The organism is Caballeronia udeis (genome assembly GCF_044909315.1).
Lineage (GTDB): Bacteria > Pseudomonadota > Gammaproteobacteria > Burkholderiales > Burkholderiaceae > Caballeronia > Caballeronia udeis_A.
The window spans coordinates 72,565-96,602 of record NZ_JBIYEB010000026.1; the positions used below are offsets into that span (position 1 = coordinate 72,565).

The window sequence follows — 24,038 nt, forward strand, 5'->3', positions numbered from 1 at the left end:
TTCCTTTTCTTCGAATCCGTCACTTATTTCATTTCAGGTGCTTATGTCTAGCAGAGAATCCACTTTGAAGGCGACTGCCGCACCGGATCTTGCTCCACCGGCGTTGGCGCCGGCGCCGCGTCGCGTGATATTGCGCGAGCCGCTCTTGCGGGCCATCGTTCCGGTGCTGTTGATCGTCGTGTGGCAACTCGTTTCGTCCCTGGGGCTGGCCAGTGAGTTCGTGCTGCCTGCGCCCGCGTCGGTGCTCGCGGCTTATCGCGAGCTGTGGCAGTCCGGCGATCTCCAGGATGCGCTGAGGATATCGCTGGCGCGTGCAGCCGTGGGTTTGCTGATCGGTGGCGGTGCGGGCTTGCTGCTCGGCGTGGCGGCGGGCCTGAGCAAGTCCGCCGAGCGCGGCTTCGATACCGTCCTGCAGATGGTGCGGACTATTCCCTTCATCGCGCTCGTGCCTATTTTCGTGGTGTGGTTCGGCATTGGCGAAGTGTCTAAGATCGCGCTGATCGTGGGCGCGGCCATCTCGCCGATGTATCTCAGCACTTATCACGCCATACGCGGCATCGACCCGAAGTTGCTGGAGCTCGGGCGCACGTTTCGCCTGTCGCGCGCGCACCAGATCCGGCTCATCATCCTACCGACGGCGTTACCCGGCATTCTCGTGGGCGTGCGCTATTCGGCAGCCATTGCGCTGCTGGCGCTGGTCGCGGCCGAGCAGATCAACGCGAACGCCGGCATTGGCTACATCTTGAATAACGCGAATCAATTTCAGCGCACGGACATCATCATTGCAGGCATCCTGGTCTATGCGGTTCTCGGGATCGGCGTGGACGCGTTGCTGCGTTTCATTGAACGCAAGGTTCTGGTCTGGAGGGCGGCCCATGTCTGAACTTGCTTATCAAACGGAGCATGAGGTCGCACCCGTCGTTGCGAAACTGTCTGGCGTGCGGAAGCGCTATTGCGAGAACACGGTGCTCGATAACGTCGATATCACCGTTCGAAAAGGGGAGGTCGTCGCGCTGGTCGGGCCGTCGGGTACGGGCAAGACCACGGTGCTGCGCCTGCTCGCCGGACTCGAATCTGCGTCGGAAGGCAGGACGGAAGTGACGGGCAACACGTCGGTCGTGTTTCAGGAGCCGCGTCTGATTCAGGCGCTGCGCGTATGGAAGAACGTCCTTCTCGACGACTCGCTCAAGCCCGATGCCCGCGAACGCGCGCTCACCGCGCTGCAGGACGTTGGCCTCGAAGAGAAGCTGGAAAGCTGGCCCGTGAGTCTTTCAGGCGGACAGGCGCAGCGCGTGGCGGTTGCGCGGGCGCTGTATCGCCGTCCCGATCTCATGCTGCTTGACGAACCGTTCAGCGCGCTCGACGCGTTCACCCGCCGCAGCATCCAGAGTCTCGTGCTGAAGCTATGGGCGAAATACCGCTTCGGCGTTGTGATCGTCACGCACGATCTCGATGAGGCGTTGCTGCTTGCCGACCGCATCGTGATCCTGTCGAAAGGACGGATCTGTCACGAGACGCACGTCGATCTGGCGCGCGAGCGCGACGTGACATCGCCCGAATTCAATGCACTCAAACGCGACCTGCTCAGGCAGTTTTCGCTCAGTCTCTCTTGACGTTTTTCAATCGACTTTCTCCTTAGCTCATTTTCCATAGTTCAACCAAGGTATTTATGTCGCTGATGAAATCTTTGCTCGCCGGCTTAGCGGGCCTCTTCGCCGTTACCGTGCTGACGCTTTCCGGTACGGCCGGCGCCCAGAATGCGCCGGACCTGAAAAGCACCAAGCTCGTGATTGCGTATCAGGACCCGGCGTTCCCCGCGATGATCCGCAAGTCGGGTGTGGTCAACGGGACGCCATACCAGATTGAATGGGTGCTGCTGACCGGACCGGCCGCCAATCTGTCCGCGCTGTATGCAAACCGCATCGATCTGGGGCATATGGGCGACACATCGCTCACGATCGAGCAGGCCAACGCGCGCACCGATTGGACGAAGGATTCAACGCCGTTGCATATTGTCGCGGCGTGGCGCAACGCCTATTCGAAGGATTATCCGCCGGTCATCACGGCGGTTCGTTCGAGCACGAACATCAAGAACGTGCAGGAGATCAAAGGCCACAAGGTCGGCTACAACTATGGCGGCTACAACCATTCGCAATATCTCGCGACGCTGGTCAAGGCCGGTGTGACGGAAAAAGACATCGAGGCCATCAAGTTCGCGGATGGCGCGACGTCCGCGGCAGGCTTCAATGCGGGCGAAGTCGACGTGTACGCAGGCGCGCTCGGTCCCGTACTGCCGACCATCAAGTCGGGCGCGGGCACTATTTTGCTGCGCGACCGCGACACGCAGATTCCGGCGCTCAACGTCTGGACCACGACGTCGGCGGTGCTGAAGGACCCAGCGAAGACTGCTGCGCTTCAGGATTTTTTCTCGCGTCTTTCAGGTTATTGGGCATGGCATGACGCGCACCGCGACGAGGTGATCGGCATTCTGAAGGACACGCTGAAAATCTCCGGCGAGCGCGCGGCGTTCGAATATGAAGTGCGCAGTGGCAGCTTCGTCAAGTTCGACAAAGGTCTGATCGGTCAAGAGCAGAAGATCGCCGACATCTTGTACGACGGCCACGCAATCAAGAAGAAGGTGAGGGTCGATGTCGAATACGATCCACAATTCAACGCCGCGCAGAATGCGGTCTGGCCGATCAAGGCCAAGGATTGATTGTTTAAAAATGGCGTCTTGTCGCTCACGCATAGCGCAATCTCCGCTCGACGCGATTCCGTCAATCCGAGGGCCTTGTCCCCCATGGAATAGAGAGGTCAGATCGATACAAGTAATCGCACTTTAAATGACAAAAATTCGGGGAGCGGTTGCAAATTTTGGGAGCGACTATTAAAGCGGTAACCTTCAAGCGGTTCTGTCGCGATAAGACAGCACGCTATGATTTACGCCGATAAACAAAGCCAATGCCCGATGAGACAGACCCTTACGCCGGCCTTAGCGCGTGTATTTAAGCGCCTTCACTATCCGTTTGACGTGGTGCTGATGTGCGTGCGCTGGTATGTTGCTTATGGGCTGAGCGCCCCGTCAGTCCTTGTTAATCGGTATCTTGACGGATCCCATCCACACGTCGTGCTGGATGACGTCCGAGGCATCACCGCGATCATCAACCACCTGATCGAACTGGGACATAAGCGCATTGCTTTTTGGGGCGGATTGCGCCGCTATCTCGGTACTCGTCGTCTTGCCGGCTATAAAGCCGCGTTGAAAGAGGCAGGCCTGCCCTTCGATCCAAGTCTAGCTATCGACACGGGTTACGACCGTGAGGGCGGTGAAAGAGGTGCCAGCACGCTTCTATCGCTTGCGAACCGTCCCACTGCGATCTTTGCGACAAACCATTTGGTCGCAGCAGGCGCGATGCATGAAGCGCATCGGCAGGGGTTTAATGTACCCAAAGACCTGTCAGTCGCAAGCTTCTACGACGGACCTGTGGCGGAACTCTGAAACCCGGCTGTGACTTCGGTCTTGTATCCGCCTGACCGACTGGGCTACGAGTTGGTGGCAATGCTCGTTGACATTTTGGCTGGCGTTGCCCCTGCGACTACGAACGTCATCATTCCGCATGACAAGATCGTCGTGAGGTCATCGACCGGGCGCGCGCCTATGAAGATGAGCCGCCGTGCGTACTGATCCGTTCTGAGCGTGGCGTCGATAACCGGACCAAATGACAGCGGTTTGTTCGGAGGCTGACTGCCTGCCCGGGCGGCTTCGAATTTTCCGGTACTCCGCTACCTCCGATGCTGGCGAGGTATCGACGGTAGCGCTGCTTTTCCGGTAGCGCTTCCTACTCTCAAACCCTACCTTGGAGGCCTCGCCCGCGAGATGGTAGCTGCCAGGGGCGGAGCCAAAGGCTGAAAGCAACCGCTGTGCTACGATCGTGCTAGACCACGTGGAGACGGAAATGGCCAACAAGACCTTCGACGATTTGCCCCGAAGCGAGCAGGAAGACTTCCGAACAGTCTGCTTGGATGCCGGGCTAGCGCCAGACGCATTTACCGTGTCTTATACGGAGGATTTAGTTGGGGCCGATGACGTCAAGGTGTTGGAGCGTGAGGTTATGGTTAGTTTTGGCAACATTACTCGTGGATACACCGCTGGCAACGGCACACATTGGACGGTCGATTTCGAGGACGACGTAAAATCTCATGTGTTTGTCTAGCTGCGGGCTGTGCTGTGGGCCGAACCCCGTTGTATTGAACAGCATAGAGACCGATAACGATGAAAAGAATGTTCGTGATCATCTCGGCGATCCTAATGGCAGCATGTGCCTCACCGGCCGTGTTCAAAGATCCGAAAACAGGCCAGGTCGCTCAATGCAACGCATCGACACCGGGCGTCTTTCCGATTATCGCGCAGCACGAAATCGACACGTGCTCTGACGCATACGCCCGCATGGGCTGGGTGAAGCAGTGAGCCGCAACATCTACGAGCACACGTTACTTACCATAGGCAGGCCTCTAGCTGTCATCGAGCGCCGCGAAGCCTTGCTCCAGTAACGCATCCTGATGGGCAAAGCGCGTCGCATCGCGTGTCCTAAGCTTGCCAAGATTCTCGACCTTCCAGCGGATTGCCGGTAGGTCGCGTAGATGGTCGTACGGCATCAGTGACCAGTCTGGCTCGAGTCTCACGAGCGAGGCGAGAAATTCGCGGTGCTCCGTGGTCAACGCCCTTGGAAGGTCATGGTGGAGCCGAGACTGAACGGCCTCAAGTGCAGCCAGATCGACCTGATCAACGGTCATGCCGACAAAGCCGGCCTCGTATTCGTCCTCAAGCGATCGCGGCTTCGCAAAGAGTACCTCGTGGACGGGGCGGTTATGCCCAGCCAGATAGCCGACAAAAGCCGTCACGACGTCCTGGCGCAGACCATAAGTGTCATACATGTGCTGCACATCAAAAATATCGCGCGGATGCTGCCGGTCCAGTGCCGCAACAAGTTTGCTGCCGTAAAGCTCAGCATCGGCAAGCGTCGGCACTTCGAAGTCGACGCGGAACATGGCCTGTGCGCGCGGCACGACACTGCGCGTTACGGTCGGCGTTAATGTGCCGCGAAAAACGTAGTTCACCTCAACCTTGACCTGGGCTTCAGCGGACGAGACCGTCAATTTAACGTCGTCGCCTTTGTTTCTGCCACTGGCGGTGGCCAGGGTAACCCTATGTCCCTGTCGCTCGATGGCCTGCCGGGCGCGAGCGAGTTCGTCATGGATGATGGCAAGAGCCTCGTCGCGGCCCGGCTCATGGGAACACATGACCACGTCGATATCGACGGACAGACGGGGCAGATCCTGAACAAACATGTTGATGGCGGTGCCCCCTTTCATCGCGAAGTGGGGGGTGTCAAAAACATCTGGCGCAATCGCCAGCATGAGGCGAACCGTATTGAGGTATTGATCGTTCATTGAGAGGACGTTGAGCTTTAAGGGGGCGTGCAGATCAGGCCTTCAGGGTGAGGCGGGGGCCGCCCTTGCGGCTACTGGTCCAGCGTCGGCCGGGCCCGAGCCGGTCGACGTGCCGCTGGAGGTCCTGGCCCCAGGGAAATCCGCCCGCCTCACCAAGATCGCGCACCAGCTTGACGACCTTGACGCGCGTGCAGTGCGAGAGGAGGGTGTCCAGGACCGTCGGCCGGAGATTGCGAAGCGAGGACGCGAGGCTCATGGCCTCCTCGAGCGACTGCCCCTTCGCACGTCGTTTGCCGACATCGCTGGCGAGTTCAAGCAGTGCGCGCTCGGGCTCGGAAACGAGCAGGGAGGGATCGCGGTTCGGCAGCGGTGACAGCGCAGTGTTTTCCGGCATGCTTTGGTCGAACAGGCGGGTGGTCTGCAGGGTATAGGGCATATGTTCGCCCACCCAGTCCGGCATGACGTAAGGGCGTTCAGCCCACAGCACGACGCGCTCGCGAAAGCTCAGGTTGTGACGCACCCCCTGCCAGTCCAGGGCCGTTTTGCCGCCGACGTGAAGGCCGGGTATCCGGTGGCCCAGATAGGCCAGTACCCCATCCCGGGTGGGCGTGTCGCCAGCCAGCAGGTAGGCGCCCTTGGACAGGCGTTGCAGCCATCCGGCGTTGACCAGATAGGTGGTCTGCTGAGCGCTCACGCCGCAGTCGCGAAGCATTCGCGGCGTGAGCGGTTGCCCGCGCGGCGCGCTTGCCATGAGTCGTTGAAGTGTCTTGGTGGCCATTCCGTCGATAACGCATGATTTTTTATAGCATACACCCCTTTAATTTGAAGTTACAAAGAATAAATCATGCAATGTCCGTGCGCTGACGACAGGCGACGATGAATAGCGCGGTTCCAAGCACGGGGATTTTTCAGGCTCACGCAGTATGATTTGTTCTCCGGAAATACTAATTTCCTTGTATTTGGAGAGAATAATGTATGCATTCACCGTGCTGTCATCTGCGGATCGACGTTTGACCTTCGAGTAGCGCACGCGGCCGGCAAGACAGACGGGAATCTGTGACATCAACAACTGGCAAAACGACCACTGCGGCAGCATGCCCACGGTCTTGCTGTGGGCATGCTGCCGCAGTGAGCGAAGCGCTGAAACACGCAAGTGTTCAGACAATTATTTGAGGTCGACGTTCCTGTTGAGCCACGTCGAGCGGCAAAGATGGTCGCCGTTTCTGCCTTTAATTTGACATAAGGTTATTCAGCATGGACCGAAATGTGGGAGCTTTTTAGTAATGTCCGATTTGAGCTAATTAGAAATGTCTGATCTCAGGGGGTGGTGTGGGGGCTGTCTTTCACGGGTTTCAACTCATGCAGTGTTGAAGGACTGCTTATGAACCGGCAGGACGTGTCAGTCCGTTCAGTGCGCCCTTGCAGACCGACGGCCTGGTTTTGATGCTGGTTTTAGCTGTTTTGTGTGTTGCGTGGCGAGCTGCAGGATCGTTTCATTCAGATCGGCCTGCGTGAATGCGCGGGGCTTCTTCGTGCCGGGCAGGGCTGCCGGCTTGCGTACCGCCGCGCCGCGATTCGTGCGTGACGGAGAGCCCGATACACGACGGTTATCGCGTTGTGCCTGCATCGCCTGCGCGACCTGCAGTGCATGCCCCAGCCGCTTGTGCTCAACCACGGCCCCCTGGTCGATTTCCGCGAGCTTGTCGTATGGCAGATAGGGCAGCGCGACGCCGTCGGCACGCAGTTCGATGCGACCGTCCGGATACTCCCACACGTCGATGTAGTGGCCGATCAGTTTCCGGCTGGCCTCGGTTTCTTCCAGCAGGTAGATCGTGAGGTCATTCAGCACGGTCAGCGAGTCCGACACCTTGCGCTGTACCCGCCACGTCAGGATCGCGTCGAGATCCTCGTCATCGCGCAGCGGTCGGTGCGCGTCGAACGTGCTCCTCGGCGGCTTCGCAAAACGCGCGTTGTACGCGGCCTTGAAGGCGGCCGCGTATGCATTCGCCGCTTCCATGGTCTGGATGCCGCGCAGCCGTAACTCCTTGACGAGCCGGTCCTGCAGCGTCAGGTGCGCGCGTTCCACGCGGCCCTTGGCGGGGCTCGAGTTCGCGCAGAACGTGTCGATGTTCAGCTCGTACATTGCGCGGCCAAACTGCGTGACGCCCCGCGCGCCGTTGCGGCTGTACGTTGGCCGGAATACGCTGGCCCGGTCGCTGTAGAACGCCACCGGTTTGCCATAGCGTTCGAGGTACGCCCGCGTCGCCTCAAAGTAACCGAAGGTCGACTCCGTGGCCGTGAAGTGCAGCGCCATGATCTGGCTGGTGGCGTCGTCCACATACACCAGCAGCGTGCACGCCGGCGCCCGGTCCTCGAACCACGGGTGGTCACTGCCGTCGATCTGCACCAGTTCGCCGAGGCACGCGCGCCGGGCCCGCGGCTGGTGGATCTTCGGTGTTCGCTGCCGGCGCGGCACCCACAGCCCGGCATCGCGCATCCAGCGTCGCACGGTCTCCCTTGCCAGCCGGATGCCATGACATTCGGCCAGCTTCTCGCACGCGAGTGTCGGTCCGAAGTCGGCGTAGCGCTCACGCACGAGTGCCATGGCCTGTGCACGCAGATCGATGGGCAACTCACGGTTGCTCGGCTTGCCACGCTTGCCCGACACCAGCCCGGCTGGACCATCGGCCTCATAACGCCGGCACAGCCGGCTGATCTGCCGCTCACAGAGATCCAGCCGCTCGGCTGCCTGAAAGCAGCGCAGGCGGCCTTCAATGACCGCCTCGATGACCTTGACTCGTTCCAGTTCGCGCATGGTTGCCGTGATCAGGTCACGCCCATTCATGATTGCCCCCTGGGTCGACGCATCGCGACAGCGTGCACCTCAGGGCGGAAATCGGACATTTCTAATTAGCTCAAATCGGACATTACTAAAAAGCTCCCACATCAAAACTGTTGATAATTTATCTTATGTAAAATTTCAAATCCACGTCCGTAACTTTTCAGTGCTTCGTGATAAGCATCTAGTGGCTGGATGCGTGTACGTTGACAAGCTTCGAGAAAGAGCCGGTACGTTGGCGCTGGCATTGACCTGCCTCTCAAGACCTCTCATCAGGGCTTCACGTCCTTGCAGGTCGCTTTGACGGCTGGAGAGACGCATATTCGGCGACCTCATCCGAGGGCCAAGCGAAAGGTGCGCTCAGCAATTGCTCCAACTCGCGCGGTGTAACCGGCTTGCTGTAGTGATAGCCCTGGATTTCGTGACAGTCGTTGTCGCGCAGGAAATTAAGTTGCTTCTCCGTTTCGACTCCTTCTGCAATGACCTTGAGATTCAATTGCCGCCCGAGCGAGATGACGGCACGCGCGATGGCGCGGTTATCCTCGCCGTCAGGTAGTTCGCGCACAAACGACTGATCTATTTTCAGGCGCACGATCGGAAAGTGTTTCAACGCGCTTAAGCTGGAATAGCCGGTGCCGAAGTCATCGATAGACAGGCGCACGCCCATGGCCTGCAGCAGCGTCATGACAGCAATGGCGCCATCGAGATCCTGCATGATGAGACTCTCCGTGAGTTCGAGCTCGAGATACTGTGCATCGAGCCCGCTCACGGCCAGCGCATGCGCCACCCGTCCCACCCATTCCTTCTGCAAGAACTGCCGCGCCGAGACGTTGACAGAAATGGTCATGGGCGGCATCCCCGCGTCCTGCCAGGCCTTGTTCTGGTGGCAGGCCGTATGCAGCACCCAGTCGCCGATCGGCACAATCAGTCCTGTTTCCTCCGCGAGCGGAATGAACGTGCTTGGCGAGACCAGCCCTTCTGTCGGATGATCCCAGCGTAACAGCGCTTCCACGCCAAAGATCTTCTCGGTTTGCAAATCGACCTGCGGCTGATACACCAACCGAAACTCCTCGTTCGCGAGCGCGTGCCGCAACTGTTCCTGAAGCCGCAGTTTCGCGTGCACCCTGATGTTCATCTCGGACGTGTACAACTGATAGTTGTTGCGGCCCATTTCCTTTGCGCGATACATCGCAGCATCAGCGTTCATGAGCAGCGTTTCCGCGTCAACACCGTCGTTCGGATAGCTCGCGAGCCCCATGCTGCACGTCATCTGAAAAATCTGGTCGTTCAACTCGACCGGCGCGCGAATCGTATCGCGAATCTTTTCGATGATCTCCGTAAAACTTCCTCCGTCCTGTACCTGGTCAAACAGAACGACCACAAACTCGTCACCGCCGAGCCGCACCACGGTATCGGTGCGCCGTACGCACCGCGCCATGCGCTCGGCCACGATCTTCAACAGGTTGTCGCCGGCGCGATGACCGAGGCTGTCGTTGATCAGCTTGAAATTGTCGAGATCGATAAAGACCACAGTCACGCCGCGCTGATAGCGTTGCGCGTGCAGCAAGACCTGATTCAGACGATCGGAGAGCAAGGTACGATTGGGCAGGCCGGTTAGCGCGTCGTGATTCGCCATGTGCCGGATACGTTGCTCCGCCTGGCTACGCTCGATCGCGATGCCGGAAATGCGCGTCGCCATTGCGATGGCCTGCCCCTCATCCGATGTCGGTTCATGAGGATGCCGTACGAACAACGTAAGTACACCCAGCGCGCTGCCGTCATGCGACAGAATGGGTTGCGCCCAGCATGCGCCGTAGCCATGCATGCCGCAGCTTTCCATCTGAACACCCAGATGCGCATCCTGCGTCACATCCAGTACGTACACCGGCTGGCGCCAATGGACCGCGCGACCGCTCGGCCCCGCATCCGGACCAATCAGCGAACCGCGCATCTGCTTGCCATAGCGTTCTGGCAAGCTGGGCGCAGCGCCCAACTTCAAGTGCCGGCCGTCTTCATCACACAGCAAGGCGGTGCACACCACCCCTGTGATCTGTGACTCGAGGAGCCGGATCATGGAAGACAGCACGTCTGCCAACGGTGTGCTGGTGGCGATCATTTCCAGCACCCGATTCTGCTCCTCGCGCCGGACTTCGGCGTGTTTTCGGGAACTGATGTCGCGCATCATCACTACCACGCCGCCTTCCACGCGCACGACCTGCCGGTGCAGCCATGCCGACGATGCATCGCGCCGCTCGTGGACCCACTCCCGCTCCTCAATCACGCCCGTCCTCGCGACGCTCGCAAACTCATCAAGCATGCCGTCGTTATGGGATCGAGGAAACGCCACGCCGAGTGACTGGCCGATCAAGCCGTCGCGCGGTAGTCCGGACAGGTCTGCACCACGCCGGTTGGTGTCTTGCACCATGAAACCGATAATCTTGCCGTTCGGGTCAAGTTGACTGCGAAGGACAAAAAAGGCGTCGAGACTCGCTTCTGATGCGGCGTAGTAGGTCTGCTGTGCCCGCCGTGCTCGCCGCCGGCTTACCGCGAGCTGCCAGCTCGAGCGGCTAAGTGCAGCTGCCAACAAGACCAGCACCGCACTGCCGCAGCTTGCCCATAGCAGGTAAGCACGCCGGTGACTTCGGAATTGCGTGAGTTGTTCCTCCTGACCAAGACCGACTATCGCGATGAGCGGGAAGCCCTGCAACTGGCGCAGGTTCGTATAGCGGCGCACGCCATGATCCCACGGCTGCACGGCGGGCAGGTCGGACGATGCTTCGGCGGCTTGCATGGCCGTCCCCGAGAGGACCGCGCCCCACGAGGACCGGTCGCCCACTCGCTCGGCACGCATCACGCCATCCGTGCCGAGCAGCGCCAATACGCCTTCGTTACCCATGCGCGAGTGGTCGTAGCTGCTCGTGAAATAGCCGGGGTTCACAGAGAGCATGACGATCCCGGCAAATCCTCCGGCTGCGTTCTTCAGTCGCCGGCTGAAGATAATTTCCGGGACGCCGGTCGTGGCGTTGCGAGTGACCCCGCTTACGAACGGCACCGGACTGTCGTTGGCGCGATCGCGCTGCACGGTGAAATAGGGCTGGTCTACTACGGTCGTGGGCGCCTGCACCCGTGTCGCGTCGCGAAGACGGCCGTCGCTGCCGGCGATCGCTACCTTGAACACGATCGCGAAGGGCAACAAGCCCTGCTCCTGCAACTCCGACAACCGCACACTGCCCCTCGTCTCGTACACGTACTTGACCGTCTTGAGCGCCTGGTCTATGGCGACGAGATCACGCACCATCTGCACTTCGTAGGTATCGGCGAGTTCGCGGCTCAATTCCACCGCGGCACCCCGGGCAACGGCGTGTTCCACAGTGACCAGATGAATGACGGCCGTCCACGCGAGCACGAGCAGCATTGCCGCAAATAGCGGGAACAGCACGTAGGCTTCGAGCAAACGCCGAAGTGCAGGACGCACTTTCGCACCCAACCGACGCAGACGGATGACCTGAGCGGTCATTACACCCTGACCTGTCAATTCGATGCGACTGCCCGTGCTATCCAGGTTTCGTGTAACGAGACGCATGATGCCTGCTCCGGTTCTGCATGGCCGCTATTCCTTCCTGTTCAAGTCACTAGCGCGCGGACCGTCGGAAGTTATCGACGAAGACGCCCGGCTGGTGAACTCCGCATCACCTTGACGCTTGCAGCCGCCTCAACTTCATTGATATAGCCGACTGAATCGAGCATGGAGACGAGCGCTCTCCTCACTGTGGCGGGGTTCCGCACTTCACGCGGAAGCTTGCCGCATTTCTTGAAGAGCAGTTTCGGCCCGTACTCGTTCAACCGGCGAACCAATGGTCCTCGTTTGTCTTTTAGAGCTCGCCGTGGCCCCGCGCATCGTCTTGTGGGACCGAGGCTACGGTGTTGTGGTGTCCACAAAAAGCTGTGCGAATTTCTTTCAACATTGAAAGCATGTTGCTGAGGACACGACGACAAACTCAATGATCACCGCCTCACGGGCAAAGTACATTGTTCAAAGCGCCAATCGCGCTGAGCCCGATGGGGACCCTCAATCTAATAACGACGTTTGCAGGGAAAAGTTTAATAGCCCGGCAAAAAATCCAAGCTTGTCAGGAAAATTTGTAACGGCGATATGTAGGGGAAATACCCTACGCGTCTTCCGGAAAACAATCTGCATTGCAAAGTATTAATTCGTGCATCGTGGCAAAGACGCGTTGGCGAATGAAGCCCGATACCGGGGGTTTTATGGTGCAACGCATGGGCGCAGACTCTCGCGGCGACGGCAAATAAACCGCGTTAGCCCTCGCTGCCGGCCATTCCCTGGGATTACGTTCCCAGCGGCAGTCGAGCACACGCAATACCACGTCGCGCAGTTGGTCACGATACTGCGAATACTGTTTGGATAACGACTTAGAAAAAAGCCAAGCATCAGACACGCAAGTGATCGATCTCCTCATCTACGACACTGTAAGACTAGATAGTGCAGATCGAGCGTTACCGTACAACAACGTTTAAGATTTATTTCACGTCATTTCGCTATTTTTCAATTTCTGTCCAAGAAATGGTGCATTGTGAAAGCCGGATTGGAATCCGCTCGTTAGCGATCGTCTCCATCCATGCTTAGATGCGGTTGACCCAATCACGCGCTCCGCGATGCGAATACATCACCCTCTCTCAGTATCTGGCGAGCACTCTTGGTCGCCAGGGCCTTTTGCCGTCAGCTTCTGTGGCCGGCCCTTTTTACAGTTTGTCTTTCCCGCTCCTGTCAGCGTGGGAGAATCTGCGAGCATTTGCAGGTCAACATTCGAACGCTACCCCGCATACGCGGCTAGTAACGCCTCCGATCGCAAGCACATCTGGTGCGCGTAAATACTTAACGGAGCGCCTCGATTGCTGTTGCATCGGCGTCAGGACCGTGGCCGCCGTACGTCGCCAAACGGTCTCGTTGCCCTGGCAAGAGATTTTTAAATCAGGATCCGTGGTCTGATGTCCAAAATCTTGCGGAGAGCACGAAGCTATGAATGCCGCTGGACCCTTTGCGAGCCTCCGTTGCACCTCAAGCTTGCTGAATTTCAGCCGTTATAGCAGTTGCCCCTTCCAAGCTCCAGTTCGTTAAGCAACGGGTGTGGAATAACAGAGCCCGGCCTCGCGCGCCACATCATGTCAATAGTTCCTTCGGTCCCAGCGTCAATGGTCATCGGGTTTACGATCGTAAATTCGAAATCCTTAAAATTTGAAGTACAAAATATTTAAGAAGGGTTTTCCCTATTGCTAATTCTCGTTTCCCGCCTAACCCCCGAATAGCGCCCTATTCACCATCCACTCCGCTTGATCACATTTTTTAATACTCCGTACTATCCGTACTATCCGTAGTGCCCGGCCAGATTGGCCATCCCTCCCTTGTTTTTAGGAATCAAAGAAAATGCGCAAATTTCTGAAACTCTTTGTTCGCGACGAACGTGGCGTCAGCGCCATGGAATATGCGGTTTTGGCCGGCATCGTCGTCGTCGCGCTGGGCGCCATGGCCGCTACTTTCAGTACCAACGTCGGCTTGATGTTCACCAACTTGTTCTCGAGGGTAACTACCGCCCAAAACGCCTCGTAATTAACGAGTCCGGGAGGTTCGGCATGTCAGTGTGCTCGAGCCTTTTCCCAATCTCTAGAATTTTCCTGAACCGGCTGACCGTGTCGCTACTCTCCATCGCAATCCGTCTTACCGTACTTTGTGCGTTGCTGTGGCTCGCCGCGGTCGACGTGCGTTGTCGGCGTCTTCCGACCAAGGTGGTCATGGCGATCGGTGCACTGTTCTTTGTTGATGCTCTCGTTACTCGCATGCCGATCGACGATGTGCTTGTCCATCTGCTACTGGCGCTCGTTGTTTTCCTGATTTGCGCCGCTTTGTTTGTTGCAAAAATGCTTGGCGGAGGCGATGCAAAACTGGCCTCGGTTGTTTTCCTTTGGGTTGGTTTAAGTCTTTCCTTGCCAGCCTTGACCCTTATATCGGTAATCGGGCTAGGCGTTGCACTCATCAGTCTGGCCACGCAACGCATGAATCCGGAGCAGCGCTCGCGGCCCATGCAGGCCCTCGCCATGTTCTCGGGAGCGCGAGGAGTGCCCTACGGTGTTGCTCTCGCTCTCGGAGGCGGCCTGATCATCGCGCTGCCTTCCGTACTGCCTTTGTTTTTCACGCGATAAGGCCGAGTTCCCATGTCCAACATCATCAAATTCGGTTTGCTTTTTGTTGGCGCCATCCTGATCGCGCTGATCGTGCGCGTGGTGCTAGCGAGTGCATCACGTCCTTCGACGCAACAGCTTAGCGCCGAGAAGGTCCGCGTCAGTGCCGCAGACCTTCCGCAGGGCCTGCTTCTGCGCGACGAAGACATTGCCTGGAAACAAGTGCCCGTCGCTGACATTCCCCCGAATGCCGTGGTCTACGGGGCACCTGGCGCGGTGGAACTCAAGGGCGCGCTTTTACGTCACCCGATGACAAGCGGCGCAGTGCTTGTCGTGGACGACGTCATCCTGCCGGGCGCCCCCGGTTTTCTTGCGGCCACGCTCAAGCCCGAAATGCGCGCGGTGTCGGTCGCCGTTGACGACGTCTCTGGTAACGCCGGACTGATCCAGCCAGGCGATTACGTGGACTTGTTGTTGACGCAACAGATGGACCGCCGCACCGATTCGCCGGATCTTGCCGTATCGAGCGAAACCGTTGTCGAGCATGTTCGCGTGCTTGCGGTCGGCTCGGAAATACAGCGGCCAAAAAGCGGCGACGCTCCCGACGCCAACAACCGGGCCCGCACGGTTACGCTGGAAGTCACGCCCCGTATGGGCGAAGTCGTTTCCGTCGCAGCGCGCCTTGGCAGTCTGTCCCTCGCATTGCGCAGCTTCGCGACTGGCACCCGCGACCCCGCTGCACCCGTACCGGCCGCCTCGCAACCGGCACCCGTGTGGGCCGGCGACATTTCACGCGCCGTGCGCGACCTGCCACGGCCACGTGGACCTCAAGCCACGCTCAGCAGGCTCGAACCGGCCCCTCCGCCCACCGTGACCATATACAGAGGTTCCGAAAAAAGTGACGCGACATCCAATGTCGCGCAGCTAAGCGGTGCCGCTGGAAACAACTTACCGCCGCTGCCACCTCTGCCCGCGCCACGCTGACTCGCAGAGAAGGTCCAGTGCTAACCCGCCAGGATGGAATGTCATGAAAACGCAGTTCAGTCCGGGTTACATCGGCACGAAGGCCACGCCTTGCGCCTTGATGGCCGGGGCCGCGGTTCTCGCCACGCTAGCGCAGGCCGTACCCGCTCACGCGGCACAGCCGCTTGCACCCAATGGCACCCTTCCCGGCATATCCGGCAGTTCGCAGGGAGTATTGGCAGTGGACGCCGGCAAGGGCACCCTCGTGCGCCTGGACGAGAACGCTACCGCTGTGTTCATCGCCGATCCGACGATCGCGGACGTTCACGTGCCGTCACCGAAAACAGTCTTTGTGCTGGGCAAGAAGGCGGGAACGACGACACTGTATGCGCTTGGATTGAACAACAAGACGCTGCTCCAACGTACGGTGGTCGTTAGCCGCGACATGGATGCGCTGCGCAGCGCGGTCGCGGCACGCTTTCCTAACATGCAACTACAACTGACCGCCTCCCCAGGTTCGTTATTGGTTTCAGGCCAGGCCACGTCAGCGGCCGACGCCGATGCCGTGGTCCAAACTATTTCACCCTATCTGGCTGACAAGGAAATACTCGTCAACCGTATGACGATCGATCGGCCGCTTCAAGTGCAATTGCGCGTTCGTATCACGGAGGTGGACCGGAACGTCACGCAGCAGTTGGGGATCAATTGGCAGGCGCTTGGATCGGTCGCGGGAAATTTCGCCGGCGGTATTTTTAGCGGCCGTCAAATCTCTAACCCCCTCCTGCCGGGTACCCCGTTCAATTTGCCGACCAACAACGCCTATTCGATCTTTGGCCAGTTCAAGACCGGAAACAACAACATCCAGGTACTCGTCGACGCGTTGAACCAGGAAGGTCTGCTGACGATTCTCGCCGAGCCCAATCTCGTGGCATTGTCGGGACAGACTGCCAGCTTCCTCGCGGGTGGCGAGTTTCCCATCCCCGTAGCGCAGACCAACGGCGCGATCGTCGTCGACTACAAGCAGTTCGGCGTAAAACTCGATTTCACGCCGACCGTGATCAACGAGCACCGCATCAGTCTGAAGGTCCGCCCGGAAGTCAGCCAGATCGACACGACGGCGAGCGTCACCACCAACGGCATCACGGTGCCGGGGTTAAGCGTACGTCGTGCCGACACCACGGTGGAACTGGCAAGCGGGCAAAGTTTCGCGATTGGCGGTCTGCTGCAGACCAACACAACCGACATCATTTCGCAGGTACCGGGCCTGGGATCTATTCCCATTTTAGGCAAGCTGTTTTCGTCGACCAACTACCAGAACAACAAGACCGAACTTGTCATCATCGTGACGCCTTATCTCGTCGAACCGACCGAACCGGCAAAACTTCGTACGCCGCTCGAGTCACTCATGTCACCGAGCAGTGACGTCGAGTACAGCTTCAGACACGAGGCCGGCGCTGCCCCCACCCCATCCGGGCAACCGCGCCTTGTAGGCGCGGCCGGATACGTCTACTGAGCCGGATTAGCCATGATTGCCTCTCGCCTTATCGCGCTCATGCTGGTTTGCGCCGTTACCGCCAGCGTCAGTGGATGCTTCAAGCCACCGAGAACGATGCCCGACGCGTCGACCATCCAGTTTGACGGGCACTCGGCCCTACCGCCCGATTGCGCCGGGCTGGCTCGTCCATCGGTGCTGACCGATGCCGGCTGGAGGCGTCCTCAAATGCAATGGGGCTGCGCTACCTACACGAACCTCGCGGCACAACTGGCCTATCCGCAGGACATCGTCAAGCCGCAATCACTCGGACCGGCGGATGCCGCCGTGGCGGCAAGCGCGGTGCACCGTTACCAGACCGAACACGTGACACCACTCGACAAGACGACGTCGCGTGAGTCCCACTGACGCGCGAAACTCACCGAAGACCACCATGAGCACAGATTTCAGTTTCCAGAAAGGCAAGACGGCCATTCGAGTCGTGGACTTCATTGCGTTCGTTGCCGATCGCAAGACGGAACAAGTCCTCAAAAGCTTTGTGCTGGAACAGGCGATGCCACATGCACACGTAGCGATCGGCGGCGTAGACGACGCGATTGCCTACCTCTTGAAGATAGAACGCTCGCCGTTGTTCTTGCTGATCGACCTGCACGACTCCGTGATGCCACTTTCAGATCTGGGCCGCCTCGCCGAAGTGTGCGAACCATCGGTCCAGGTCGTGGCGCTCGGTGAGCGCAACGACGTCGGGCTCTTTCGCAGCTTGCTCAAGCTTGGTGTGCGTGACTATCTCGTCAAACCGCTGACCGTCGAGTTGCTCAAACGGACCGTCAGTACGACCGAAGGAAAGATCAATCCTGTGGTGCTGACGCGCGCGGGCAAGATGATCGCGTTCGTCGGATCGCGAGGCGGCGTGGGCGTGACGACAATCGGCCTGAATCTCGCACGGCATCTGGCCGAAGATACGCATCGCCGGGTCGCTTATGTCGACCTCAATGTGTACGGCGGAGCTGCAAACAGCATGCTTGGCATTCAAAGCAATAACGGCTTGGCGGACGCGTTGCAGAACGTGCACCGGCTGGATCCGCAGTATGTGGAGCGCACCCTCGTTGCGAAGGGAAGCCGACTTTTTGTACTGTCCGCCGAGCTTGACTACAACGCCCCGAGACCGTTCAAGGCGGGTGCACTTGGGCGGGTTCTCGAGCTGCTCTGCGAGAGCTTTCATTACGTGATGCTCGACGTCGGAAATCGGACCGATCCACTGGCAGGCGAAGCGTTCGACCAGGCTTCGCGTGCCTATGTTGTCGCTGACCGGTCCGTATATTCCACACGGGAGACGCTCCGTCTCCTGCGCTATATAGAGGATCGCGACAACAATCCTGCGGCTTCGCTGCTGCTTAACAACCCCAATTTCGCGACCGCGGGCAAAGTGCAGACCGTCGATTTCACAGCGGCCGTCGGACGCGCCGTGCTGTACGAAGTGCCGTTCGAAGCAAAGGCCGTATCAATCGCCGAGAACCTCGGCGAAGCTATCGACGAAAAAGCGGCCAATGGCTTCAATCAGACCATCAAGCGCATTGGCAGCGATCTCACCGGGCAGCATGTCGCCGCCGAGCAGACTTTTCTCCAGAAGCTTGGAATAAGGAAACGCTGATGTTCGGGCAAAAACAGACGCCTCAACCCAGCCTCGTCGCGCCGCGTGTCGATCCACTCGCCACGCCAGCTGCTTCGATGCCCGTCGGGGCAAACGTCGCGGTCACGGCGTCGCCGGGGCGGCCGGCGTTATCGGAGGGTAACGAGGCATTGGTCCGCTCAGACCTGTTCAAGGTTATCCGGAATGGCGTATTCAGCTCAATGAATGCGTCGGCCGCGGTCGGGAAGACGCGTGATCAGATGAAGGCCGGGGTAGACCAACTGGTCCTTGAGATCGCTGGGCGCGAACGGTTGAATGTCACGATCTCGGAACAGAACCAGATCGTCAGCGAACTGCTCAACGACATGTTCGGCGTGGGCCCGATCGAACCCCTTCTTGCCGACGACAGCGTGACCGACATTCTCGTCAACGGACCGGACCAGGTTTATGTAGAACGCAACGGCCGGCTGGAGCTGACACCGTACAAGTTCCGCGACAACGCGCACGTCGTCAACGTGGCGCAGCGTATTGCGGCGGGCGTCGGTCGCCGGGTGGACGAAAGCAGCCCGATGGTGGATGCGCGCCTGGCCGATGGCAGCCGGGTCAACGTCGTCCTGCCTCCGCTCGCTATTCATGGTGCGTGTATCGCGATCCGCAAGTTCTCGAAGCGCAACATCACGCTGCACCGGATGGCGCAGCAGGGCAACATGTCGGAGCAGATGCACAACGTTCTCAAGCTCGCCAGTACCTGCCGTCTCAACGTTATCGTGTCGGGTGGCACCGGCTCGGGCAAGACCACGTTGCTGAATGCGCTGTCGCACTTCATCGGACATGGCGAACGCATCATTACTATTGAAGATGCTGCCGAACTGCAACTTCAGCAACCGCATGTTGTAAGCCTGGAAACGCGCCCCGAAAATGCGGAGGGACTCGGCGGCGTGGCCCAGCGCGATCTGGTCCGAAACGCACTGCGGATGCGGCCGGATCGGATCATCCTCGGTGAAACCCGGGGTCCGGAAGCGTTCGACGTGCTGCAGGCGATGAACACCGGCCATGACGGCTCGATGACCACGATTCACGCCAACACCCCTCGTGACAGCATCACCCGGCTTGAGAGCATGGTCATGATGGCGAATGGCAATTTGCCGCTCCTCTCCATTCGCCGGCAAATTGCGAGCGCGGTTCATTTGATCGTGCAGATCGAACGGATGCGCGACGGCGTACGGCGGGTGACCCGCATCACGGAGCTCGTTGGCATGGAAGGCGACGTCATCATCACCCAGGATCTCTTCACGTTTCGTTACGACGCGAGTGCCTACAACGAAGAAGTCAAAGGTGTCTTCGAGACGGCGCCCATCAGGCCGGCGTTCTGCGAGCGCGCTGCCTATTACGGCGTTGAGCAGGCACTGCTGGAGGCCATGCGGCCATGACATCAATCGACCTCGTCACTGTGTGCTCGTTTGCTTGCGTGCTGCTGCTCGGACTCATGGCGCTTACCGTCCAGGACATGCGCAACAAGCAGCCTGACGCAAGAATCAAGGCGCGCATGCTTAGGTCCTTTTCGATTGAGGGCGGCCAGCCCTTGCCGACGGCAGTCAGCTTTGACGCGACCCTTTTCAAGGTAAGCAGGCACGGCAACGCGCTCAGCCGCTGGGTCGCCCCGCGGATTGCCCGGCTCAGGACGGTCGCAGGCGCGAACGGCCTTCGCATTGTGATCTGTGCGGCCATTGCAGGTGCGCTCCTGGCCCTGGCGATGACGTCTTTCATGCCCCTTCCCTCCTTCGTCACGCCACTTCTGCTGCTCGGTCTGCCGCTGCTCGCTCTGATGCAGGTTTATCGTGTTCTCGTCGCCCGCTTTCAGCGCCGTTTTCTCGATGGCTTCCCGGACCTTATCGACATGATTGTCCGCGCGGTGCGCGCGGGCGTACCTGTCACGCACGTCATAGGCGCCGCCGCAGACGAATGTCCCGAGCCGCTTCGCCACGAATTCAGGTTGATGGGCGACGCATTGCAGCTTGGAATCGACCTGGACGAGGTATTGTCCGTGGCAATGCGGCGAATCGAAGTTGCCGACTTTTCTTTCTTTTGCGTGTGCCTGCTGTTGCAACGGGAAACCGGCGGCCAACTCGGGGAAACACTTGAGAATCTGGCCGGTATTGTTCGAACACGCCGCGAGATCCGCCTGAAAACGAAAGCGCTAACCGGAGAAGCGCGGATCACGACCAAGATTTTGGCCGCCATTCCAATCATCATCATGCTGTCCCTGTACGGTCTCAATCGCGCTTACGTCATGGTGCTGTTCGACAAACCCGCCGGGCAGAAGCTCCTGACGTTTGCGTCTATCTCGGTGGTGCTCGGCATTCTGGTGATCAACAAGATGTCCAAACTCGATACCTCGCGATGAACCCGGCCAGTTTCCAGACATTAGTCAATCTCCTGATGCTCTCGGCATTGTTCGGGGTGCTGACGTTATGGTGGGCAATGAAGCGTGGAGGCCGACGCGGCAGGATCGCCGAACGAGCACGCCAGGCAGCACTCAGCCAGCGCACCGACAGCACGTCGATCGGCGACGGCGACGACACCAGGCTGCGCACGCACCTGTTGCGACGCCTGGCGACGCTGGGGGACAAACTGCCGCTGTTCGACGCGAAGTATCGCGAGACGCTGAAGAGAAAAATGGTACGTGGCGGTTACCGTGGCAAACGTGCGGTCTCCGTCCTCCTCGCTGTCAAGTTCATCGCGGGCCTCGTGTGTGCGGCGACGACAGTCATGTTGGGAACACACATTCCGGTCGTCGGAGGCTATCCGGCCGTTCGCGGAACGTTGATGTTGTTCGTCTTCGTCGTTGGGATGATCGTGCCGGAATATGTGCTCGCTTTCTTCGCTGCGCGACGCCGTAACGCCATGGCGTCCTGTCTGCCCGACGCGCTCGACTTGCTTGTCATCTGCACCAACGCGGGAAACAGTCTGGCGGTGAGCATTCGCCGGGTCGCCGATGAACTTGTTTCCATTTCCGTGCCACTGTCTGATGAGTTCTCGCTGACCGCCGACGAGCTTAAATTGTCCGGCGACAGCACGCGCGCGCTCCTTGGCCTGGCCGAGCGAATTGACTTGCCGTCCATCCGTGCCCTGATTTCGACGCTGACGCAGTCAATGCGTTATGGCACGCCCATCACCCAGGCGCTGCGAACGTTGTCCCGCACCGAGCGATTGGCCCATATCACTTCGCTTGAAGAGAAAGCCGCCAAGCTCGCGCCGAAAATGGTGGTGCCGATGATGCTGTTCATCCTGCCGGCCGTCGTTGTCATTGCAGCCGGCCCCGCCGTTATTCAACTCTTGGAGTTTGTCGCCAAACAATGAAAACAGCTTTCCTGCAGATTCATCTCATGGCAGTCCGGGTGCACCGAAACCCTTTGCACCGGGCTGAGCGACATGCGTGCTTGCTAGCCCTCGGCGCTGTCTTTTTGATAGCGATGAGCGCTTGCACAACAACCCAGCATGCCGCGGAGACGCGTCCCGTCACTCGAAATACGGCACCGAGCAATATGAGCGAGCTTCGCATTGCGGACACCGCGCTCGATTCGGGCAACGTGGAGCTTGCAACAACACTCTTCGAAAAAGTGGTGGACGGGGACCCCCGCTCGGTTCCGGGTCTGACGGGCTTGGGCAACACGCTCTACGCCGTCGGCGACTTCACGCGAGCGGCGGTCTACTACGAGCGGGCAAGACAGGTCGAACCCAATGCAATCGCGGCGATGGTCGGCATTGCACGCGTGGCAATCCACCAGCGGCGCTTCGACGATGCAATCTCGACCTATCGACAGGTGCTGGCGCTGACGCCCGATGCGCCGCTTGCCTCCGCGGGCCTGGGCGCGGCGCTCGACCTGACAGGCGACCACGTTGCCGCGCAAGCCGAGTTGCGACAGGCGCTCAAGGCGAATCCAGGGGATCCGGGCCTGAGCCTCAACCTTGGATTGTCACTGACGCTGGGCGGGGATCCTCGCGAGGGCGCCAATGTCTTGCTTGACCTGACGCGCTATCCCGGTGCGCCGCCCCAGGCTCGCCAAGACCTCGCACTCGCATACGGCATGCTCGGCAATACGGAAGCGGCAGCAGAAATACTAGGAGCGGACCTGCCGAAGGCATCGGTACAGGACAATCTTCGGTTCTACGAAATTCAACGCGAACGCATCGTAAAGCCGGGGACGGAGATGCACTCCTTTCCTTCCGCATCCAAAGCGTCTGTGCCGCCTACTGACCTTCAGGCCGTCACCGCGCGATGACCACCAGCAGCTCGCGTCCGGGAGGTGTGGTTGGCGTGGTGCTAGCCGATAGCCGGGGCACTTCGGCGATCGAATTCGCGATCTTTGCTCCGGTGATGTTCATCCTCGTCCTGGGGATGGTAGAACTCGCTCTCGACATGATCGTTGACGCGTCGGTGCAAATCGCCGCGCAAGCAGCTTCACGAGCTGGCTTGACGACGTCGAATCCAGCATCGGGCACACGAGCGGCCCAGGCGCAAAGCATCGTCACGAGCATTCTTGGGAGATGGACCGCCATAGGCGCGACGGTCAACATCACGGAGCTTGACTACGGCACCTATGGCAACGTTAATACGCCGACCTTTCAACAGGGACCGGGAAATCTTGGGGACATTGTTTCGTACAACATCACGGTGACCATGCCGGGATTTTCCGGCATTCCTCAACTGCTCGGCGTGAACACCCTCACCTTCCAACGCAACTACATTGTCCAGAACGAAAAATGACGAGCCTCTTGCGAACCAGGTTGCGACATCCGATCGTAGAGTCCAATGCGATCATCGGCCGGCTGATGAGATCAGATCGCGGCAGTGTAATGATCGAATTCGTGATTATCGTTCCGCTGATGCTGCTGGTCCTGCTCGGTTTCACCGAGTTGTATATGTACATGCGAGCGGTAAGTATTGTCGAGCATACGGCGTTTGTGCTCGCGGACTCGATCGGGCAAATGCCCCAGATCCTGAATGACAACTCTACCAGTAGCGTCAACAACCTCGGTTCCCTCTGGAGCGCCGCCATGCTGCTCGCGGCACCCAACGCGCTGTCCTCGCAAGGCGGCGTGATCGTCACGTCTGTCTGCGATAAGGCTGCGACGACGTGCAACCCGATCACGCCGTGCGTTCCGTCGGCGGCGTCACCGCAGTCGCTTACGGCTGCCACACCGAAGATCTACTGGCAAGCCACGGCCCCGTGGAACTCGAGCGTAATGACGACGCAGGTGACATCCACAAGCATCCTGCCATCTGCCTGGCCCTTTCGTACCGGCGACTCGGCGATCATCGTGGAAGTCTTCTACTCATACACGCCATTTTCGATGACGTCGGTGTTCTGGAAGACAGCACCCGGTGTGCAGACCATCTATGAGCGTGTCTATGCGCGCACGCGCTCCGGCCAGCCGCTCGAACTCTGCCCGGCGCAGTAACCGTG

General features: G+C 59.3%; 21 protein-coding genes and 1 pseudogene. 18 read left to right on the plus strand and 4 right to left on the minus strand.

Annotated elements, in window-relative coordinates; genetic code table 11:
- The first annotated feature begins 43 nt into the window (after nucleotides 1-43).
- From ABH944_RS32655 to ABH944_RS32680, 6 genes and pseudogenes are all read left to right on the plus strand, one after another.
- A complete protein-coding gene (locus ABH944_RS32655; RefSeq protein ID WP_404611390.1) occupies nucleotides 44-883 on the plus strand; it encodes an ABC transporter permease in 840 nt (279 codons plus the stop codon).
- Entirely contained in the window at nucleotides 876-1,613 is a 738-nt protein-coding gene (locus ABH944_RS32660) for an ABC transporter ATP-binding protein (protein WP_404611391.1), read from the plus strand. Before ABH944_RS32655 ends, ABH944_RS32660 begins: the two co-directional genes overlap by 8 nt.
- A gap of 65 nt (nucleotides 1,614-1,678) precedes the next feature.
- Nucleotides 1,679-2,716, plus strand: coding sequence for an ABC transporter substrate-binding protein (locus tag ABH944_RS32665; RefSeq protein WP_404611392.1), 1,038 nt, complete (start codon nucleotides 1,679-1,681; stop codon nucleotides 2,714-2,716).
- Nucleotides 2,717-3,040: 324 nt separating this feature from the next.
- A pseudogene (locus ABH944_RS32670) lies at nucleotides 3,041-3,685 on the plus strand (substrate-binding domain-containing protein).
- A gap of 271 nt (nucleotides 3,686-3,956) precedes the next feature.
- Nucleotides 3,957-4,214, plus strand: coding sequence for a hypothetical protein (locus ABH944_RS32675; protein WP_404611393.1), 258 nt, complete (start codon nucleotides 3,957-3,959; stop codon nucleotides 4,212-4,214).
- A gap of 59 nt (nucleotides 4,215-4,273) precedes the next feature.
- Complete coding sequence (locus tag ABH944_RS32680; RefSeq protein WP_404611394.1) at nucleotides 4,274-4,468, plus strand: hypothetical protein; 195 nt, start codon at nucleotides 4,274-4,276, stop codon at nucleotides 4,466-4,468.
- 44 nt (nucleotides 4,469-4,512) lie between these two features.
- Here the strand turns inward: ABH944_RS32680 and ABH944_RS32685 are convergent, their stop codons facing one another.
- The 4 genes from ABH944_RS32685 to ABH944_RS32700 form a co-directional block, all read right to left on the minus strand.
- Nucleotides 4,513-5,451, minus strand: coding sequence for a nucleotidyl transferase AbiEii/AbiGii toxin family protein (locus tag ABH944_RS32685; protein ID WP_404611395.1), 939 nt, complete (start codon nucleotides 5,449-5,451; stop codon nucleotides 4,513-4,515).
- A 34-nt stretch (nucleotides 5,452-5,485) separates the two neighbouring features.
- Nucleotides 5,486-6,229 carry a type IV toxin-antitoxin system AbiEi family antitoxin domain-containing protein gene (locus ABH944_RS32690; RefSeq protein ID WP_404611396.1) on the minus strand — a complete coding sequence of 248 codons (744 nt, stop codon included), beginning with the start codon at nucleotides 6,227-6,229 and terminating at the stop codon, nucleotides 5,486-5,488.
- Nucleotides 6,230-6,859: 630 nt separating this feature from the next.
- Nucleotides 6,860-8,296: an ISNCY family transposase gene (locus tag ABH944_RS32695; protein WP_404611397.1), complete on the minus strand. Its 1,437-nt coding sequence runs from the start codon at nucleotides 8,294-8,296 to the stop codon at nucleotides 6,860-6,862.
- A 274-nt stretch (nucleotides 8,297-8,570) separates the two neighbouring features.
- Nucleotides 8,571-11,873: a bifunctional diguanylate cyclase/phosphodiesterase gene (locus tag ABH944_RS32700; RefSeq protein WP_404611398.1), complete on the minus strand. Its 3,303-nt coding sequence runs from the start codon at nucleotides 11,871-11,873 to the stop codon at nucleotides 8,571-8,573.
- A 1,860-nt stretch (nucleotides 11,874-13,733) separates the two neighbouring features.
- On the opposite strand from ABH944_RS32700, the gene ABH944_RS32705 reads away from it, so the two are divergent.
- From ABH944_RS32705 to ABH944_RS32760, 12 genes are all read left to right on the plus strand, one after another.
- Nucleotides 13,734-13,916 carry a Flp family type IVb pilin gene (locus tag ABH944_RS32705; RefSeq protein WP_404611399.1) on the plus strand — a complete coding sequence of 61 codons (183 nt, stop codon included), beginning with the start codon at nucleotides 13,734-13,736 and terminating at the stop codon, nucleotides 13,914-13,916.
- Between the two features lie 23 nt (nucleotides 13,917-13,939).
- A complete protein-coding gene (locus tag ABH944_RS32710; protein ID WP_404611400.1) occupies nucleotides 13,940-14,506 on the plus strand; it encodes an A24 family peptidase in 567 nt (188 codons plus the stop codon).
- Between the two features lie 12 nt (nucleotides 14,507-14,518).
- Nucleotides 14,519-15,469: a Flp pilus assembly protein CpaB gene (cpaB, locus tag ABH944_RS32715; protein WP_404611401.1), complete on the plus strand. Its 951-nt coding sequence runs from the start codon at nucleotides 14,519-14,521 to the stop codon at nucleotides 15,467-15,469.
- Between the two features lie 43 nt (nucleotides 15,470-15,512).
- Nucleotides 15,513-16,961: a type II and III secretion system protein family protein gene (locus ABH944_RS32720; RefSeq protein ID WP_404611402.1), complete on the plus strand. Its 1,449-nt coding sequence runs from the start codon at nucleotides 15,513-15,515 to the stop codon at nucleotides 16,959-16,961.
- A gap of 12 nt (nucleotides 16,962-16,973) precedes the next feature.
- A complete protein-coding gene (locus ABH944_RS32725; RefSeq protein ID WP_404611404.1) occupies nucleotides 16,974-17,348 on the plus strand; it encodes a CpaD family pilus assembly lipoprotein in 375 nt (124 codons plus the stop codon).
- 25 nt (nucleotides 17,349-17,373) lie between these two features.
- Nucleotides 17,374-18,591: a CpaE/TadZ family protein gene (locus ABH944_RS32730; protein ID WP_404611406.1), complete on the plus strand. Its 1,218-nt coding sequence runs from the start codon at nucleotides 17,374-17,376 to the stop codon at nucleotides 18,589-18,591.
- A complete protein-coding gene (locus ABH944_RS32735) occupies nucleotides 18,591-20,000 on the plus strand; it encodes a TadA family conjugal transfer-associated ATPase (protein WP_404611408.1) in 1,410 nt (469 codons plus the stop codon). Before ABH944_RS32730 ends, ABH944_RS32735 begins: the two co-directional genes overlap by 1 nt.
- Entirely contained in the window at nucleotides 19,997-20,974 is a 978-nt protein-coding gene (locus tag ABH944_RS32740) for a type II secretion system F family protein (protein ID WP_404611410.1), read from the plus strand. The genes ABH944_RS32735 and ABH944_RS32740 overlap by 4 nt, the downstream gene beginning before the upstream one ends.
- On the plus strand, nucleotides 20,971-21,930 hold the full coding sequence (locus ABH944_RS32745) for a type II secretion system F family protein (protein WP_404611412.1): 960 nt from the start codon (nucleotides 20,971-20,973) through the stop codon (nucleotides 21,928-21,930). The genes ABH944_RS32740 and ABH944_RS32745 overlap by 4 nt, the downstream gene beginning before the upstream one ends.
- 185 nt (nucleotides 21,931-22,115) lie before the next feature.
- Nucleotides 22,116-22,853 (plus strand): tetratricopeptide repeat protein, encoded by a 738-nt coding sequence (locus ABH944_RS32750; RefSeq protein ID WP_404611414.1) that lies wholly within the window; start codon nucleotides 22,116-22,118, stop codon nucleotides 22,851-22,853.
- Nucleotides 22,850-23,338, plus strand: coding sequence for a TadE/TadG family type IV pilus assembly protein (locus ABH944_RS32755; RefSeq protein WP_404611416.1), 489 nt, complete (start codon nucleotides 22,850-22,852; stop codon nucleotides 23,336-23,338). Before ABH944_RS32750 ends, ABH944_RS32755 begins: the two co-directional genes overlap by 4 nt.
- An 89-nt stretch (nucleotides 23,339-23,427) precedes the next feature.
- Entirely contained in the window at nucleotides 23,428-24,033 is a 606-nt protein-coding gene (locus tag ABH944_RS32760; RefSeq protein ID WP_404611418.1) for a TadE family protein, read from the plus strand.
- The last annotated feature ends 5 nt before the right edge of the window (nucleotides 24,034-24,038 follow it).

Excerpts from the sequence above, each read along its gene's own strand:
- ABH944_RS32655 (WP_404611390.1), top strand. The coding sequence starts at position 44 with ATGTCTAGCAGAGAATCCACTTTGAAGGCGACTGCCGCACCGGATCTT.
- ABH944_RS32660 (WP_404611391.1), top strand. The coding sequence starts at position 876 with ATGTCTGAACTTGCTTATCAAACGGAGCATGAGGTCGCACCCGTCGTT.
- ABH944_RS32665 (WP_404611392.1), top strand. The coding sequence starts at position 1,679 with ATGAAATCTTTGCTCGCCGGCTTAGCGGGCCTCTTCGCCGTTACCGTG.
- ABH944_RS32675 (WP_404611393.1), top strand. The coding sequence starts at position 3,957 with ATGGCCAACAAGACCTTCGACGATTTGCCCCGAAGCGAGCAGGAAGAC.
- ABH944_RS32680 (WP_404611394.1), top strand. The coding sequence starts at position 4,274 with ATGAAAAGAATGTTCGTGATCATCTCGGCGATCCTAATGGCAGCATGT.
- ABH944_RS32685 (WP_404611395.1), bottom strand. The coding sequence starts at position 5,451 with ATGAACGATCAATACCTCAATACGGTTCGCCTCATGCTGGCGATTGCG.
- ABH944_RS32690 (WP_404611396.1), bottom strand. The coding sequence starts at position 6,229 with ATGGCCACCAAGACACTTCAACGACTCATGGCAAGCGCGCCGCGCGGG.
- ABH944_RS32695 (WP_404611397.1), bottom strand. The coding sequence starts at position 8,296 with ATGAATGGGCGTGACCTGATCACGGCAACCATGCGCGAACTGGAACGA.
- ABH944_RS32700 (WP_404611398.1), bottom strand. The coding sequence starts at position 11,873 with ATGCGTCTCGTTACACGAAACCTGGATAGCACGGGCAGTCGCATCGAA.
- ABH944_RS32705 (WP_404611399.1), top strand. The coding sequence starts at position 13,734 with ATGCGCAAATTTCTGAAACTCTTTGTTCGCGACGAACGTGGCGTCAGC.
- ABH944_RS32710 (WP_404611400.1), top strand. The coding sequence starts at position 13,940 with ATGTCAGTGTGCTCGAGCCTTTTCCCAATCTCTAGAATTTTCCTGAAC.
- cpaB (WP_404611401.1), top strand. The coding sequence starts at position 14,519 with ATGTCCAACATCATCAAATTCGGTTTGCTTTTTGTTGGCGCCATCCTG.
- ABH944_RS32720 (WP_404611402.1), top strand. The coding sequence starts at position 15,513 with ATGAAAACGCAGTTCAGTCCGGGTTACATCGGCACGAAGGCCACGCCT.
- ABH944_RS32725 (WP_404611404.1), top strand. The coding sequence starts at position 16,974 with ATGATTGCCTCTCGCCTTATCGCGCTCATGCTGGTTTGCGCCGTTACC.
- ABH944_RS32730 (WP_404611406.1), top strand. The coding sequence starts at position 17,374 with ATGAGCACAGATTTCAGTTTCCAGAAAGGCAAGACGGCCATTCGAGTC.
- ABH944_RS32735 (WP_404611408.1), top strand. The coding sequence starts at position 18,591 with ATGTTCGGGCAAAAACAGACGCCTCAACCCAGCCTCGTCGCGCCGCGT.
- ABH944_RS32740 (WP_404611410.1), top strand. The coding sequence starts at position 19,997 with ATGACATCAATCGACCTCGTCACTGTGTGCTCGTTTGCTTGCGTGCTG.
- ABH944_RS32745 (WP_404611412.1), top strand. The coding sequence starts at position 20,971 with ATGAACCCGGCCAGTTTCCAGACATTAGTCAATCTCCTGATGCTCTCG.
- ABH944_RS32750 (WP_404611414.1), top strand. The coding sequence starts at position 22,116 with ATGAGCGAGCTTCGCATTGCGGACACCGCGCTCGATTCGGGCAACGTG.
- ABH944_RS32755 (WP_404611416.1), top strand. The coding sequence starts at position 22,850 with ATGACCACCAGCAGCTCGCGTCCGGGAGGTGTGGTTGGCGTGGTGCTA.
- ABH944_RS32760 (WP_404611418.1), top strand. The coding sequence starts at position 23,428 with ATGATCGAATTCGTGATTATCGTTCCGCTGATGCTGCTGGTCCTGCTC.